The 16774-nt window shown below is 60.6% G+C and carries 13 protein-coding genes; 1 reads left to right on the forward strand and 12 read right to left on the reverse strand.

Annotated elements, in window-relative coordinates:
• Positions 1 to 68 precede the first annotated feature (68 nt).
• The 10 genes from VSP_RS25395 to gcvT all read right to left on the reverse strand — a co-directional run bounded on the left by VSP_RS25395 (position 69) and on the right by gcvT (position 13509).
• Entirely contained in the window at positions 69 to 638 is a 570-nt protein-coding gene (locus VSP_RS25395; RefSeq protein WP_172682583.1) for a hypothetical protein, read from the reverse strand.
• A 21-nt stretch (positions 639 to 659) separates the two neighbouring features.
• Positions 660 to 2195, reverse strand: coding sequence for an IS66-like element ISVsp4 family transposase (locus tag VSP_RS25400; protein ID WP_076611853.1), 1536 nt, complete (start codon positions 2193 to 2195; stop codon positions 660 to 662).
• A gap of 217 nt (positions 2196 to 2412) precedes the next feature.
• Positions 2413 to 2769, reverse strand: coding sequence for an IS66 family insertion sequence element accessory protein TnpB (gene tnpB / locus VSP_RS25405; protein ID WP_009960173.1), 357 nt, complete (start codon positions 2767 to 2769; stop codon positions 2413 to 2415).
• Positions 2763 to 3110, reverse strand: a complete 348-nt coding sequence (gene tnpA / locus VSP_RS44025) for an IS66 family insertion sequence element accessory protein TnpA (RefSeq protein ID WP_075090741.1) — start codon at positions 3108 to 3110, stop codon at positions 2763 to 2765. The genes tnpB and tnpA overlap by 7 nt, the downstream gene beginning before the upstream one ends.
• Before the next feature lie 262 nt (positions 3111 to 3372).
• Positions 3373 to 7185 (reverse strand): glycosyltransferase, encoded by a 3813-nt coding sequence (locus tag VSP_RS25415; RefSeq protein WP_009964232.1) that lies wholly within the window; start codon positions 7183 to 7185, stop codon positions 3373 to 3375.
• 65 nt (positions 7186 to 7250) lie between these two features.
• Positions 7251 to 8522, reverse strand: coding sequence for a class I SAM-dependent methyltransferase (locus VSP_RS25420; protein WP_157211057.1), 1272 nt, complete (start codon positions 8520 to 8522; stop codon positions 7251 to 7253).
• Positions 8523 to 8656: 134 nt separating this feature from the next.
• Positions 8657 to 9139 carry an 8-oxo-dGTP diphosphatase gene (locus tag VSP_RS25425; RefSeq protein WP_009964236.1) on the reverse strand — a complete coding sequence of 161 codons (483 nt, stop codon included), beginning with the start codon at positions 9137 to 9139 and terminating at the stop codon, positions 8657 to 8659.
• A complete protein-coding gene (gcvP, locus tag VSP_RS25430; RefSeq protein WP_009964238.1) occupies positions 9129 to 11957 on the reverse strand; it encodes an aminomethyl-transferring glycine dehydrogenase in 2829 nt (942 codons plus the stop codon). The genes VSP_RS25425 and gcvP overlap by 11 nt, the downstream gene beginning before the upstream one ends.
• Before the next feature lie 16 nt (positions 11958 to 11973).
• Positions 11974 to 12348 carry a glycine cleavage system protein GcvH gene (gene gcvH, locus VSP_RS25435; protein WP_009964240.1) on the reverse strand — a complete coding sequence of 125 codons (375 nt, stop codon included), beginning with the start codon at positions 12346 to 12348 and terminating at the stop codon, positions 11974 to 11976.
• A 45-nt stretch (positions 12349 to 12393) separates the two neighbouring features.
• Entirely contained in the window at positions 12394 to 13509 is a 1116-nt protein-coding gene (gcvT, locus tag VSP_RS25440; RefSeq protein WP_009964242.1) for a glycine cleavage system aminomethyltransferase GcvT, read from the reverse strand.
• 106 nt (positions 13510 to 13615) lie between these two features.
• Between gcvT and VSP_RS25445 the strand changes: the two genes are divergently transcribed.
• Positions 13616 to 14383 carry a hypothetical protein gene (locus VSP_RS25445; RefSeq protein WP_156345855.1) on the forward strand — a complete coding sequence of 256 codons (768 nt, stop codon included), beginning with the start codon at positions 13616 to 13618 and terminating at the stop codon, positions 14381 to 14383.
• A gap of 14 nt (positions 14384 to 14397) precedes the next feature.
• On the opposite strand, the gene VSP_RS25450 is transcribed toward VSP_RS25445, so the two are convergent.
• Entirely contained in the window at positions 14398 to 15087 is a 690-nt protein-coding gene (locus VSP_RS25450) for a response regulator transcription factor (protein WP_009964246.1), read from the reverse strand.
• Positions 15084 to 16754 (reverse strand): sensor histidine kinase, encoded by a 1671-nt coding sequence (locus VSP_RS25455; protein ID WP_086010732.1) that lies wholly within the window; start codon positions 16752 to 16754, stop codon positions 15084 to 15086. Before VSP_RS25455 ends, VSP_RS25450 begins: the two co-directional genes overlap by 4 nt.
• Positions 16755 to 16774 lie beyond the last annotated feature (20 nt).

The following is a 16774-nucleotide window of genomic DNA, read 5'->3' on the forward strand; positions in this document are numbered from 1 at the left end:
GAAGAGCGGCCGGATCCTTGACCGGGGTCCGGCCGTTTTTTGTGCCCCCCTAACCGGAGACAATTCGCTCAGTCCAGATTGTAGTTAAGCGGTTCGTACAGGTTCATCTCATGCAGGGCCAGGGCAGCGATCGTCCGTACCGGATAGTACTTCCCGGGGTGGATCCCACAGGCGTCGTTCCGCACGAACCGGGGGTCGCCCAACGCGTCAATAAAGAACTCGCCCGACTCCACGTCATGCAGGCGGCGCAAGACCCGGGCCGCACAGATGCGCACCGCAGGATACTCGGAAAGCACCATCAGTTCCCCCACGGGCCGGAGTGACCCGCGATCCCCCAGCCCCAGCATCAGCACCTGAAGCATTTCAGCATATTCGGTGGTATCACGCCGATCCAGACGCTGACGGATCGCCGACAGCACCGGCTCTTCATCCGCCAAGAGCGCCAGTTCATTCAGGATCTTCCCACGGGCCAGTTCCGTCGGCTGGGCGGTGGTGGAAAAAACATACTCATTGGTGACGGAACGCGGATTGCATTCCGCCTTCAACCGTTCCAGCACCGCCAGGGTCTCCGCGGCGCAGGGGTGGGCCTGCGGACCAGCCTGAAAGCGCAGCATCAAGACGGGTGCAGAAGTCAGCACCGCACCAAAGAAGTATGCAGTTCAGCAATCCCGTGGCATAGCTTCAGGTTCGAGCCCTGACGCAGGTTTGGGCTTCCAGCGGCTGGGCAGCAGTTCCCCGATGCGCGTGATGTTGAACCCCTCACCGTCACACAGGGTCTCCAGCGCCTCCCCAAGATACTCCCGCACGTTGAGCCCCAGCCGCTGAGCACTGGCCAGCACCGTCAGGATCGCCGCTACTTTGGGCCCGCTCTCGTGGCTTCCTAGATGCAGCCAGTTCTTGCGCCCCAGCGCCACCGGCCTCATGGCATTCTCACACCAGTTGTTGTCTATCTCCACCTCCCCGTGGCTGGCATACACCTCCAGCTTCTCCCACTGGTTGAGCGCATAGTCACAGGCCTTGGCCAGCAGGCTCTGCGGCAGGAGGGCCTTGGCCCGCACCTCCAGGATCTGCGCCTTGAGGCTGGAGAGCTTTTGCGCCACACCCTGCTCCTGCCGGTAGTCCAGACGGGCCTGCCCCTTCAACTGCTTTTCCCGCGCCCGCTCTTCAACTCCATACAACGCGCCGATGCTGGCCACCACCGCCAGCCCCGGTTCGCACGGCACTTCCTTGGGGGCGGCCTGGCACGCCTCCACGAACTTGCGTCGCACGTGGGCAAAACATCCCGCATGCCGCTGCACCTGCCCCTCCAGACAGTCATAGACCACATAGCCGTCGCTTTGCAGGATGCCTCCGTAGTCCTTCAAATAGGCCCTCGCCCCCGCCTGGGCACGGTTGTCCTGGTACTCGAAGTACACCAGCCCTCCGGGGATGGAGTACTGCCACAACCACGCCACATCGTTGCGGCCTTTACCCAGATCTTGCAGCACCGGCAGCCTCGTCTCATCGGCCTGAATGAGCGGCCCCTGCCGCAGCTCCTGGCCGATGGCCCGCGCCAGAGGTTGCAGCAACGCTCCTGCGGCCATCACCGCCCGCGTCGCCGTGGCCTGACGCACGGTCACACTGTGATCGCGCTCCCACCCCTGTAGCTGACGGTACACCGGCAGATAATCGGCGTACTTGCGCACCACCAGCTCCACCACCGTCTCGTTGGCCAGCTGCCCTTTGTCGACGATGCGCCCAGGGGAGGCGGCTGTGGCCACCGTGCGACGGTCCCCCAGCTGGATGACTCGCTTCTCGCGCTTGAGCACCCGCACAAAGAACTCCGCAGGCTTGATGACGAGCTCTTCCTTGATCTCATAGCCCACCAGTTCGCCTTGCGCCGCTTCCAAGCATGGTAGGATGACTTCCACCCGCGGCAGATGCGCGGGCAGTTCGTGCCGCCCAGGATGCACTTGGGCGTAGCGCGGGGTGCCGGGCTTTTTCTTTTTGAGCCGGGCGGCCTGCTCCTGTTCCAGGCGTCCAGCCTCGGGCAGGGTCTTGTCCGCCAGGGCCAGGCCCACTTCAAGGGCCACCTCGGCCTCCTGCACGCCGGGCTCCAGATCCAGCAGCAGGGCCTGGTCTTTGCCGAGGCCCTCGCCTTTGGGACCGTACTTCTTGATGAGGGCCAGCCGCAACTGCTCCTCACGCAGGCGCACTTCCAGTTCCAGGGTGGCAATACGCTCATCGCGCTGACGCAGGATCTCCTCCAGGGCAAGACGCTCCCGGGGTCCCAAAGAAAGCAACAGGGCTTCAGGCAGATCCGGGGTGGCAGGAGTGGCGGGCATGAGCAGCGGGAGCTGCATGATGCCCAGCAGCGGGCTCGTTGCAACAAGTTGTTACCGCGAACCCTAAAAAACACCTCTTCCCGCACCCTCACCCGACCCGGTGCCAGGCCCTCCGTTGGGTGCCTTCCAGGTCAATGCCCGCCAGCAGCAAAGTGAGCTCCGCCTGGGTGAGCACCACCTTGCGTGAAGCTCCTTGCGCTGGGGGCTGCGGCCAGTGGAAGCGCCCCTTCTCCAGCCGCTTGGCGCACACCCACAAGCCCGAGCCGTCCCAGTAGAGGGCCTTGAGACGGGTGCGGTGCTTGTTGCAAAAGACAAAGAGGTGACCGCTCAAAGGATCCTCGCGCAACAGACCAGAAGCCAGGGCGAGCAGCCCCTCAAACCCAAGGCGCATGTCGGTGGCGCCTGCCAGCAAATGGACTTTGGTGGCAGGACCCAGGCTTAGCATGGGGCACCTCCCTGCCTGGCATGGAGAAGTTCAAGGAGGGCGGCCACTTCATCGCGGCCAAAGCCTGAAGGGACGTGCAGACGCCAGAGACCCGCTTCGATGAGATAATCCAAGCCGGGAAGTCCCGCAGCAGTGCTCCCCGGAGGTGAGGAAACTTCCACCGGCAGCCATGGAGGCGGCGCAGGATCAGAGGAGCGCTTCTGAAGTTCAACATGGCGACGCCAGGCACAAAGGCTTGAGACACTCAAAGAATGAAGCCGGCAAAAAGTTGCCAGGGTCAGGCCGCTGGATTGAAACTGGCGCACTAGACGACGACGTTGCAGGGCTGTATATCGAGGCATACGCGCAAACTTGCCCGGCTGCGCTCCGCGCACCAGACGGCCTTGCTGATCTGCTTACCCAAAGAAGACTGCCGCCCAAGTCCGAAGAACACTGGATTTCATAAGTCTCCTAACGTCCCCGCCAGCCATGTCTTAGACGGGGATCCCCCCTCCACAGCGTCCTCTGATGCCAGCCTCCGGCCGCCCATCCCATACTCCTGTCCGCCAATTCCATCTGAGCGCGAATCTCCCGCGAACCGGGACCAGCGAGATTATTGAGAGGCTATTTCGGGGTTTTCAGTTCCTCAGGCTTCGCAGTGAGCGCGTGATTGCGCTCTCGATAGTGTTTGTCGCCTGACCATTCATACACCCATTGCTCGTTCTGAATGACATGCTTCAACTGCCTTGCGCTGGCTTCCCAGGTGAGGAACGGGACATGCGCGCTGCTCGGCACCTGATTCTTCCGGAAGAGAGCAAGCCAACGCTCAATCGCCGCCGCCAATGCCTCCGGTTCCCGGCCTGCAAAATAGGAAGCATAATCTCCCGCCACCTCACGAAATACTGGCAGGTCCCTACAAAGAATGGGTTTCCCATGATGAGCGGCCTCGATCAAACTTAGTCCAAAGCCCTCCCCCTCCGAAGCTGCTATCACACAAGTGGCTCGATCATAGCAATCAGCCAGCTCTGCATCAGAGGCCGACTCCAGCCAATGCAACCGCCGATTCCGCTCAGGATGCCGGTCCAGTCTTGCAAGCAGAGGCTCCACTCCCCAGCCACGCTTGCCCACAATCATCAAATGCACGGCCATGCCCTGCTTCCACAACAATTCAAAGGCTGCCACGAGTTGTTTGTAGCCCTTCCGCACCTCAACGGTCGAAACACTGAGGAACGCAGGCTCACCTGATGGCAGCCTGATGAAGTCTGGCGAAGACCTGTCCCCGGTCTTTTCCACCACGGCCCGGTAGTCACTCCCAAGATGAAAATAGCCGATCTTCAAGGGTTGCAGGCGGTGACGCTTGAGCCCGCATTGACCAAGCCAGGTATGGAGGCTGTCCGCCGTCGTTCGGGATATGCAAACCACACCGTCTCCATAGCCGACGACACCGGAAATCCAGCGATGAAAGTGCTCACACAGCGGTTCGTCGAACCACTCTGGATGCTCGAGGGGAAGCGTGTCGTAGAGGCAGAAATAACTTGCCGAGACATGCCGCAGGAATCCGTTCCACAGGGCAGCGAACGGCGTGCGAAGCGAGAGGTCAATACCCAGGTAAACATCCCCCGGATGAGGGATGATCGCACGATCCTGCCACTCCAAGGTTTGCGGAACCAGATGCCTGCCAACATACCCGTGGGCATAACAAAGCCGGTCTCCATCCGCATCATCGGGCATGCTACAAACCAACTCGGTCGTCAAACCCTCCCATGGATTCTTCAAATAACAGTTGGTGACATTCCTCACAACCCGGTGCACGCCGGTGCCGTAATCATGCGCCTGCATCTGGGTGATGTCACACAACAGCCGGGCCGGGCTGGCAAACTGCTTTTGGATGAACGCCATGGCCTTCGCCGCAGATGACCTCATGCTCTGCCGCTCTCTGGATGGCAGGCGTTGCAGCAACTGCGAAGTCCGGCTGACCGCAGGTGGGAGAAACTGACCCGCTGCTCTTTCATAAGAAGCTTCGATCCACTCGTGGTATTTCTGGGCACAGATCTCCGGGTCGTGGATGCTGGCAATGTAATCCACGCCCCGCTCTGCAAACCGTGCGCAGGCCCCAGTGTCGGCCATCAACGAAAGCACTGCATCAGCGAGTTCCTCGTTCGAAAAGTGATCAGGCACCTTGGTCACGACATCGTCTGGCAGTTCCGCCATGAATCCATGACGGTTTACCACGGTGGGAAGGCCGGCAGCCAGGGCATCCAGCACTGCCGCACTGGTTTCTCCACGGCTCGTTTTTCTCAGCTGGACCGCCATGTCTGCCGCAGCCAGATAACAAGCATACCGTTCATCAGAAACCCGCCCCGTCACGGTCGCACCAGGAAGATTCAACAGACAGGGCTGGAGCCCCTTGCCACCAGGCCAATATTGATCAGATCCCACAAACACCAGCTTCGCACCGGGATGAACTCGATTCACCAGCCTCCACGCTTCCGCCAGCCGGTCATTGCACTTGCTTGGCGCGACGATGCCGAAACAGGCGCATACAAACTCATCCTCGGACAGATTGAGGACTCTGCGAGCCTCCTGCTTCGAAGGCAGCTGACGACGCAGGCTGTTCAGGGGAATGACCTGCACCTTCCCTTGCAAGCTCCCGCTAAAATAGTTCTCCGCCAATGACCGGGCATGCCAGGAGTGCAGGATCACACCCGGCGCCACGTCGAAAACAAAGCGACTGCATGGGTAGTCACGGCAGACATCCCCCATCGTTGTTGCGCCGCTGAACACGCCCAGACCGTGCGAATCCCACGCTTCCTTCACCAACAGCTCCGGCTGCGCGCTCCGGTTGGCCAGATCAGAAAGCATGTCACCCAGATAGAGATCGTGCAGCGCCACCACTCCGGGATGCAGCCTCAGCAGCCCAAGCATGAAGTGATGAAAATGACTGTTGCCGAACTGATAAACAATCCTGTCGTACTCCTGCCCATGCTTCTTCAACCATGATGGTGGACGAATGGGAAGATTTCCTTGAATCCACTCATTGCTGCACCATTCACGCTCAGAAACCACCTCGATCTCATAATATCGGGAAAGGGCCTGCAACAGTTCGCAAGCATAGCTGGCGATGCCAGACTCATCCGGAGGCAAGGGACTGACGAACGCGAGTCGCGGCCGACGGGAAGCAACTTGACCAGCCCGCTGCGTGGCGACCTCGCCCTCATGGCTAAATGCGCAGCGTCTGTTAACCGCCTGTTCCATGGCTTCCAAAGCCACCTTGGCCGTCGTTTGCCATGAAAAACGCTGGCTTTTCTTGACACTGCTGGCCACGAGGTGGCTCCAAAAATCATCATCCTCAAGCCCACGCGCCATCTTCACCGCCATGGCTTCTGCATCATGAGGATCAAACAGGGCTTCAGGCAATTGCACAATCTCCGGCAAACTGCTCTTGTCTGAAGCCAGCACGGCCGCGCCACATTGCATGGCCTCCAGCACCGGAAGTCCGAACCCCTCGTGCCAGGAGGGGAAGACAAAAAGCCTGCAGGCGCTGTAAAGATGTCGCAGATCTTCGTCAGAGACCTTGCCAGTAAGAATCACGTCGTTTGCATTGAGCCCCAGAGACTGCTGCAACTTCTCAAGCCGTTTCCTCGTCCCACTCGTCACCTGGCATACAACCACCAGTTGGTGCCTGTATCTGACATCTGGGGGCATCAAGCCATAGGCTTTGATCAAGCCGTCAAGATTCTTCCGGGGATCATCACCTCCCGTGTAGAGGACAAAGGAGCGGTCTATCTCCAGTTCAGCCAGCACGAGCGCACGTTCCGGGTCATCGGGCATCTGGCTGAAAAAACTCGATACAGCGGAAGAAACGTTCACCACCCTCTCAGGGGGCAGTTGCAAGTGAAGCTGGGCTTCGTCACAGCTGGCCTGCGAAATGCCGAGGAGCAGGTCGGCCTGTTTGCTGCACGTCAAACCCACACCGTAGAATCTTCTCCAGCCGGGATCTCCAAGGTACTCTTCAGGGTACAGGAGGGGGATCAGATCATAATGAATGACAGCCAGCACCCAGCGTGAATCCGGTATTGGCGGCAGTGTCACGAAGGCTCCTCCAGGAAACGCCCCGGAGGCCAGGACAACATCGGGCTGGATGCTCGCTACCAGCACCCTCCATAATTCTGACGACAACTCCCGCCGCCCGTCATTGGCAGGATCACGCCCGTCCACCGGCAGAATAGGGTGAAAGTAGAGAAGCCGTTGCGCAGGCAGCAATCCTTTGAACTCCTGCCGGTAGTACTCCACTGATTCAGCGAGACCGGTATTGAGCAGAAGCCAGTACTCATGTGTGGACCCCGCCAACAGGGTCTTTACAAACGAGAGCGACCATCGGCCAATGCCCCGATGCAGATTTTCCTGAGCAGCCTGAAAGTCGATGAGGATACGCATGTTTGATCTCTTTGCAATGAGCCTGATCTCTGTGCCTCGTCGGAGGAGTCTTCACCCCGTGCCATTTATAACCTCATGGCTATATCTTCCTCCTCATAGGAGATTTTTTTCTGACCAGCGTCAAAGAAATGGGAGCGAGGTGGCAGGGGCAACAGCTGCTGCAAGTCACGAATCTCCCTGGCCAGTCGCTTCTGGCCGATTTCGATTCCTTCAAGACGCGCCTGCACTTCGTGCTGCCACAGCAAGTTTGCCCGAAGGGCCGCCAGAATGGCTTTGTTGACGGAGCCTTGCCGCCGGAATCCACTGCGATACAAACGGCTGAACACGCCATAGCGAGGCTCTGGATCATCCATGCTCATCTTCGAGTTCCCGAAGTGCTTGCGCAGAGCGTCTGTAAGATGTCGCTTTCCTCGCCGGTGAAGCTTTTTCATCCGGGGCGTGCTCAGTTTTCGAAGGCTTTTATGCGTGAAATTGAGCAGCGCACCAGCTTGCCGGCGGAAATAACCGATCACGTGCGCACTCCAGGAAAGATGCTGCTCCAGCACATCTCCATACTCACGCAACGGTTCAATCTGTTCGTGCGCCCACTCGTCAAAGGCATCCGCCATTTGCTGCTGCTCGCGCTCCACCGCCCGACACCCAGTCACCAGCGCCTGCTCGCCAGCACAGATGAAAGAATCATCCCGGCAGGGGGCGTAGGAAAGACGCTCTTGCAACTCCGCCGCTTTTTCCGCAGACACGTAGAACTGATTGCGGCGGTCACCGTAGCATCTTTGGTATCCCGCCGCATGCAGCAGGCCGTCCATCTCTTGAGCAGACGGGCTCTGGATGTCGGCAGCCGCCAGAATGACCCATGGGCGGCACCGGTGCCAGTTCATGCCTCTGAGAAGGTCTGCCGCCATCGCTGAACATCCAAGCCTCAAAAAGTGAACTTCGCTGCACGACACACGATCGAGCAATACATCAAGGGCAACCACCGGCACCATCATCTGACGGCTCTCGGGATCGTGATCGACTTGAACACCTGCCGGATGCCCCTTGGAGGCAGCGGAGCTGCCCGACTTTCTGGAGTGCCACAGTGGACCATCTCCGCTTTTCACCACCACATGTGCATTAAGGTCTAGAACTCGCGAAGCACAGAATTTGCCATATACCTGAGGCGCCGAAATGGCATTCACTCCTCTCCAACCTCTTAAATAAAACCCCTGCGTCACAGAATCCACTTCGGGATCGCCGGGTTCTACGTCCACGTAAAAACCTGCCGACACATGGGATAAAGCGCGCCACAACACGACATCCTCAAAATTGCGAGCGCAGGATACAAACGGATCTAACATACAAGAAAAAACTGCACCGCCACGGCCTCACAAATTGGCCCCCAGCCCTTTCTCCTGCCACCTTTCAACATGGTCTAAAACCATGTCAACGCCTTTGTTTATTCCCGTCATTGCCACAAAAGGTTGGAGATTTCCTAGTCACTCCACTCCACCTCATGCGTGAGCATGGTGTCATCATCAAACGCAAAGCGGCCCCAGAAGTTCTCCTGTCCGACCAGCATGCGATGGAGCCAGTAGCGGTCGTCCGCCCACATTTCATCGAAGGGGATCTCGTCCACCGGGAACCACAGCGGGGCCGCCTCTTCAGTCTCGGTGGCCTCGCCTTCGAACTCACTGCTCATGAACACCGCCACATGCATGGCCAGACCATCCACGAACTGGAACCAGAGCTCACCCCGCTTGCGCACGTCTCGCGCCCGGATGTGCAACTCCTCTTCCGTCTCGCGGATGGCACAAGCCAGCTCCGTCTCACCGGGGTCCAGCTTGCCGCCGGGACCGTTGATCTTGCCTTTGCCAAAGCCACGCTTTTTGCGGATGAGCAGCACCTTGCCGCCCTTCGAGATGAAGAGCAGCGTGGCGCGGATCGTGGGCTGCCAGGACGCCCAGTCAACTTGCATAGGCTTCCATACCCTGGCAGGTGCAGATGAGGTGACGGTCGCCGTGGACGTTGTCCACGCGCCCCACAGAGGGCCAGTACTTGTCCGCCTTCACCCAAGGGAGAGGGAAGGCCGCTTCCTGCCGGGTGTAGGGCCGGGTCCACTCATCCGCCAGCAGGACATCTGCCGTGTGAGGAGCGTTCTTCAGGACGTTATTGGCAGGATCCATCAGACCGGTTTCGACGGACTCGATCTCCCCGTGGATCTCGATCATGGCCTCGCAGAAGCGGTCCAGTTCAGCGCGGCTCTCGCTCTCGGTGGGCTCAATCATGAGCGTGCCGGTCACAGGCCAGCTCATGGTCGGGGCATGGTAGCCAAAGTCGATGAGGCGCTTGGCCACATCTTCCACCGTCACGGTCTTGAAGTGACGCAGGTCCAGGATGCACTCGTGCGCGACGTAGCCGTTTCCTCCCGTGTAAAGCACCGGGAAATACGGGGCCAGCTTTCTGGCAATGTAGTTGGCGTTGAGGATCGCGTAGCGCGTGCTCTGCACCGCTTCGCTCCCCATCATGGCGAGGTACATCCAGGAGATGGAATTGATGCTGGCACTGCCCCAGGGGGCGGAGCAGACCGCGCCTTCGCGCTGATCTTCCGGGAAGGTGGCGTGGCCCGGCAGGTAGGGCACCAGGTGCGCTGCCACACCAATGGGGCCGACACCAGGACCGCCGCCGCCATGCGGGATGCAGAAGGTCTTGTGCAGGTTCAGATGGCAGACGTCTGCGCCAATCAGTCCCGGGGACGTGAGGCCCACCTGGGCATTCATGTTTGCACCGTCCATGTACACCTGGCCGCCCTTCTCGTGAATAAGTGCGCAGATTTCTTTAATGCTCTCCTCAAACACCCCGTGGGTGCTCGGGTAGGTGATCATCAGCGCCCCCAGCTTGTCCGCGTGGGTCTCCACCTTGGCGCGAAGATCTTCCAGGGACACGTTGCCGTTTTCATCGCACGCCACCGGTATGACCTTGAACCCGCACATCACCGCACTGGCCGGATTTGTGCCATGGGCGGAGACCGGGATCAGGCAGGCGTCACGATGCAGCTCCCCTTTCGCCGCGAGATAGCGGCGGATGGCGAGCAGACCCGCATACTCCCCCTGGGATCCGGCGTTGGGCTGCAGGGACACGGCGGCAAAGCCGGTGCACTCCGCCAGCCAGGACTCCAGGCCGAAGAACATCTCGCGATAGCCCTGGCTCTGATCTGCCGGAACGAAGGGGTGGATCGAGGAAACTTCCGGCCAGCTCAGCGGCATCATCTCCGCCGCGGCATTCAGCTTCATGGTGCAGGACCCCAGAGGGATCATGGACCGGTTCAAAGCGATGTCCTTGGCCTCCAGACGGCGCAGGTAGCGCATCATTTCCGACTCCGTGTGATAGGCGTTGAACACCGGATGCGTGAGGTAGGTCGAGAGCCTGCCGAAGGCAGCATCAAAGGCCACCGGGGAGTCGCCATCCAGCGCAGGTTCATCCTTGGGCACCACGCCAAAGGCCAGCAGGACCTGCTGCAGTTCTTTGGCCGTCACCCGCTCATCCAGGGCCACCGTCACATGCGTGGCATCCTGCAGGCGGAGGTTCAAGCCCAGTTCCAGAGCGCGCGTCACCACGGCCTCTGCACTGCGAACCTCCACGGTCAGGGTATCAAAGTAATTCTGGCCTGCGATGCTCAAGCCCGCAGCTTGCAGCTCGGTGGAAAGCCACACGGCCGCCCCGTGCACACCCCGGGCGATATTGCGGAGGCCTTCCGGACCATGCCAGACGGCGTACATGGAGGCCATCACCGCCAGGAGCACCTGCGCCGTGCAGATGTTGCTGGTCGCTTTCTCACGGCGGATATGCTGCTCGCGGGTCTGCAAAGAGAGGCGGTACCCAGGATTGCCCTGGGCATCTCTCGAAACGCCGATCAAGCGTCCCGGCATGCGGCGCTTGAGAGCGTCCTTCACGGACATGAAGGCGGCATGCGGACCGCCAAATCCAAGCGGCACGCCGAAGCGCTGGCTGTTGCCCACGCAGATGTCCGCACCAAACTCGCCTGGCGGCTTCAGGATGGTGAGGGCGAGAAGATCGGCACAGACCACAAAGAGAGCCCCGGCGGCCTTGGCCTGCGCCGCCACGGGCGCGAGGTCTTCAATAACGCCGAGGGTGTCCGGATAGGTGGCCACCACGGCCGCAACATCCTTCACCCCTGCGCCTTCAAATTCGAGAACGTTCACCACGTCCGTGGTCACGCCCAACGGTTCCATGCGGGTACGCACGACGTCGATGACGTGCGGGTGGCAACGGTTCGAGACCACCACACGCGTGGCACCCGGCTTGCCGGCCAGGGCCAGCCCGCAGGCCTCAGCGGCGGCGCTGCCTTCATCCAGGAGGGAGGCATTGGCCACATCCAGCCCCGTCAGATCACAGATCATGGTCTGGAAGTTCAATAACGCCTCCAGACGCCCCTGGCTGATCTCCGCCTGATAGGGCGTGTAGGCGGTGTACCAGCCGGGATTCTCAAAGATGTTCCGCTGGATGACCGGCGGAGTGAACGTGTCATGGTAGCCCAGCCCGATGAATGAGCGCACCACCTTGTTGGCACTCATCACATCCTTGAGCTTTTTCAGCGCCTCCTCCTCGGATAGAGGAGCGGGCAGTTGAAGCGGCTCCGTCCTGCGGATCGCCTCCGGTACCACAGCCTCAATGAGCTGATCCAAACTCTCACACCCGACAGAGCGGGCCATTTCGAGAGCTTCGGCCGGAGAGGGGCCAATGTGACGGCGGGCGAACGGCAGGACGAATGACATTTCTTGTAAACTACAATTACGCGATGTGCTGACGATAGGACGCGGCGTCCATGAGGGCGCCGGTCTCGGCGGGATCTGCCACCTTGATCTTGCAGATCCAGCCCTTGTCGTAGGGATCGGTGTTCAGCAGCGAAGGATCCCCGCTAAGGGCCTCATTGGCCTCCACGATCTCCCCGCTCACGGGCGAGTAGATGTCGCTCGCGGCCTTGACGGACTCCACCACCGCGATGTGGTCACCGGCCTTCACCACTGCGCCCACCTTGGGCAACTCCACATAGACCACATCGGTCAGTTCGTGCTGGGCGTGGTCGGTGATGCCTACCAATCCGGTGGCTGTATCAACCCATTCGTGCGATTCACGGTATAGCAACTGGTCTGGAACAAGGCTCATAGGAAGAGGAAGAATGCGTTCGATTGATGGTGGAGTTGGGAGATTCTAGGAGGTAGCCTGAGGTTTGCGGTAGAACGGCTTCTTCACCGTCTCCGCAGCAAAACGCCTGCCACGGATTTCGATTTCGATGGGAATTCCGGGTTTGGTGATCGCGACCGGCAGGTAAGCCATGCCTATGCCCTGGTTAAGCGAGGGCGACAGACCCGCGCTACAGGTCTCTCCCACCACCTGCCCTTCATGCACCACCGGGTAATGGGACCGTGGCGGCGGGGAGGGCGCGGTCATGCGGAAGCCGGTCAACTTGGTCGGGATCCCCTGGGTCTTTTGTGAATCGAGGACGGATTTGCCAACGAAATCCTCCTTGGCGAGGTCCACGAAGAATCCGAGCCCCGCCTGGAGCGGCGTTTTGTCCGGGGAAAGATCGTTGCCATTCAGCGGATAGCCCATCTCCAGCCGAAGGGTATCGCGCGCACCCAGCCCCGCGGGTCCACCGCCCGCATCCCGGCAGGCCTGCACGATCTTGTCGAACCAGCCTTCGATGGTGGCTGCGGGAGCGAAGAATTCAAACCCCTCCTCCCCAGTGTACCCGGTGCCGCAGAGGTAGAGCACCCCCTCGCCCGTGAGGCTGAAGAGGATCTTGTTGTGCTCTGGGAAAGCGGCGCCCGGGCCGAACACGGCGGCGAAAACTTCGCGGCTCTTGGGTCCCTGCACCGCCAGACCGCCTGTGGCGCTGCTGATATTGGCAAAAGACACCCCCTCGCCGAAGCCCAGACTGCGCAGGTGCGCCTCGTCCTCGGCGATCATGGAGGCATTCACCACCAGAAAATACTCCCGGTCACTCAGGCGATAGACGATCAGGTCATCAATCACCCCGCCCTGGTCATTGAGCATCAGGGTGTACTGACCGTCGCCGATTCCCAACTTGCTCACATTGTTGGTCAGAGCCCGGTTGAGAAAGTTCTCAGCCCCGGCTCCTTCGATCAGGAACTGGCCCATGTGGGAGATGTCAAAGACCCCCACCTTCTCCCGCACCGTCTTGTGCTCATCCACGATGCCCGTGTACTGCACCGGCATCTCCCATCCGGCAAAGGGCACCATGCGGGCGGCCAGCTTCAGATGGGCCTGATGGAGCGGGGAACGATTCAACGTGGATTCGGACACAGGCGGCCAATTTGGCGGCCCACCCTCCCTTGTCAAACACTGCGAATCGGTTTGGCATCCCCCGTTTTGGGACGTACTTAGAGCTACAATGTCGGTGCTTAATTCCATGGAAAATCGGTTCGGGCGGTTTGCTGTCCCGGGGTTGGTGGCCATTCTCGCCACCCTTCAGGCGGCTGTCTGGATTCTGCTGCAGCTGAAGCCCACATTCATCGTCTCGCTGATGCTGTTGCCTCCGCTGGTCTGGGAAGGCGAAATCTGGCGGTTGGTTACTTGGGTCTTCATTCCTAATTCATTTACCAATCCGTTGTGGATGGTGATCGCGGTTTATTTCATGATGATCATCAGCGGCGTAATGGACCGCGCTTGGGGCGCATTTCGCACGAATTTGTACATTTTCGGCGGCATGCTCTCCATGATCATCGGGGCCATGGTTTTCGGCAGTCTGGCATTGGGTCTGATGCTGTACTCCAGCATTTTCATCGCATTTTGTTGTCTCGTTCCGAACTACGAGATCATGCTGTTCTTCATTTTGCCCGTGAAGGTGAAGTACTTGGGCATGGTCAATGGTGCGATCTTATTGCTGCAATTCATCAGCAGCTCTGAAATGAGAGGACCGATTTTCTTCTCGATGTTGAACTTCCTGATCGCGTTCGGCCCTGGATTCATCAAGTCGATGAAGCACAAGGCGGTAGTGGCGGAACGCCGGTCACGCTTTGAATCCGCCAACCAGCGGGACACGCCGCATTTCCACAAATGCCATCAGTGCGGCAAGACGGATGTGGACGATCCGCATCTCGACTTCCGCGTCACCGAAGATGGTGAGGAGTACTGCACCGTCTGCCGTCCCCGCCAGCAAAGCGCCCCGGTCGCCTGAGAGCCAAACGGGTCTCAGGGCCCCTCGTAGCGGTAGCCGGCCCCATGCACGGTGCGAATGATGCAGGGGTGCGCGGCATCGAGCTCAATGCGCTTGCGCAGTTGGGAGATGTGCTGATCCAGAGCACGACTGCCGGGGTAGTAGTCTGCCCCCCAAACGTCATCCGCCATTTCATCCCGGTCCACCACCCGCCCACAGCGCCGTTTCAGCAGACGCAGCACCTTGAGGTCCCGCAGGCTGAGGCCGATCTCCAGATCGCCCCGATACGCCCGCAATTCCGACGGAACGATGCGCAGGTCTCCCATGCTGAATTCTCCCTCGAATCCCTGAGTCCGGCGGAGCAAGCCAGTCCGTCGGGTGATGGCACGGATGCGGGCCAGGATCTCACGTACGCCAAAGGGTTTGGCCATGTAGTCGTCAGCCCCTAGTTCGAGGCCCAGCACCGCATCGATCTCCTCTGACTTGGCGGTGAGAAAGAGAATGGGCACGGTGTCATCATCTCGTCGGATACGGCGGCACACCTCGTAGCCATCCAGGTGAGGCATCATCACATCCAGGCAGACGAAGTCTGGTCTCTGGCTCTTGAAGAGCTCCCAGGCCTCCCGGCCATCGGCCGCTGGCACCACTCCGAATCCCTCGGCCGAGAGCACCTCACAGAGGGCCGCCCGCGTAAAGGAATCATCTTCTGCGATGAGGATTTTCATGACTGCTTGTTCGGGAGAGTGATGACAAACCGTGCCCCGTCGCTCCAAGCATCATCCAGCGTCAGGCCACCGCCGTGCAGCTGGGCCAGCTCCCGGGAGATGGCCAGGCCGATGCCCGTGCCAGACGCTCCTTCCGCGAGGTCGTTGCGCAGGCGGACGAAGGGCTGGAAGATGACGTCTTTCTTCGCCTTGGGCACGCCCGGGCCGTGATCTTCCACCACGAGCCGCACCATGCGGGGACCGGCCTCGGTCGCCAGCCTCAGCCAGCGTCCGGCACCGGCATACTTCTCCACGTTGGAAAGCAGGTTACCCAGGATCTGCTCCACCGCATCCGGATCAAAGAGAAAGGGCTCCGGAGCATGAAGGTCTATTTTCACCTCGAATCCCTTGGCCTCCAGACCGGGCCGCCAGAGATCCAGCGCACGGGAGACGAGATCATCCAGCACTGCCCGCTGCGGGTGCACTGCCAGTTGGTCCCTCTGGTGGCGGGCAAAGGTGAGCACATTGTGAATGAGCCTCCCGAGTCGAGAGGTCTCGGCCTCCACCACCGCGAGGTGACGCACGACCGATTCCTCTCCCGCCGCCTCGGCCTGCTGCTGGGCCATCTCGGCGTACAGGCGGATGTTGGTGAGCGGCGTCTTCAATTCATGCGAAACCTGATTCACAAACGAAACCCGCCGACGCGCCTCCCGCATTTCCCGGGTCCCCTCCCGGTACAGCATCCAGGCGAGCCCCAGCAGGGCCAGTCCAGCCGCCCCCGCCCCCATCAGCACGGGCAGGACATTCCCCCGTGGCACGCCGCGCCGCCCCGCGTAAGCCTCCAGATGCCACATGCTCAGTGGCGCGGAGCAGGCCCGGCGCACGGCAGGTGGCACAGCCCCTGGCTTGCCAGCGGGAAGACTCCCCCACTGGTGAATCACCATGGCCCCATCGGCATTGACCAGCCGCCAGAATTCATCGGATGGCGCTGAGGCCGCGGCCTGACCGAGCCGGTTCACCAGGAGAGAGAGCAGCGCGGCCATCTCCACCTCCACCCCCACGACTCGACCGTCATTGCGCTGCTGCCAGAAGAGCATCTGGGCCCCGTTCCCGTAGAACCAGACATGCCAGCCACTCTCCGCCGGCGCAGGCGCCTCCTTGTTGTAATCTCCTTTCACCAACGGCCTGCCCTCCTTGTTCCGGACATAGGTTGCCCAGCGGTTGCTGGAGCTTGCATTCAGATCCAGCGTCTGGTCATTCGCCACCGTCACAGGCGCCTCCTTGACCTGGGGGCCAAACCGCACCCCTGACTCCCACACCGGGGCCGTCCGCCTCAGGAAGGCCGCCACCTCCCCGGAAGCCTCGCCGGAGGATCGAGGAAACACCAACCGCGACCGGGCATCCAGCAGAAAGGCGTGGCGGATGAGCGGCTGTTCCCGTGGCAGGGCTCGCAGCGAGGCCTCATCCAGCCCGGCCCCCTGCAACAGCGCGTCGAAGTCACTCCCGAGGCGGTTCATCTCCTGCAACAACCCCGCGTCCACCAGATCGATGCGACGGCTCAACCCGGCCACCCATGCCTCCCGAACGCTCGCTGCATCCTGCCGCGCCATCATGTAGCCCAGCCAGGCCAGCAGCCCCAACGGAACCGCCACCATCAGTAAAAACAGAATCGTGAATCTCCAGCGCATGAGCAAACTCCGACCCTGCC

The sequence above is a fragment of the Verrucomicrobium spinosum DSM 4136 = JCM 18804 genome (genome assembly GCF_000172155.1).
GTDB lineage: Bacteria > Verrucomicrobiota > Verrucomicrobiia > Verrucomicrobiales > Verrucomicrobiaceae > Verrucomicrobium > Verrucomicrobium spinosum.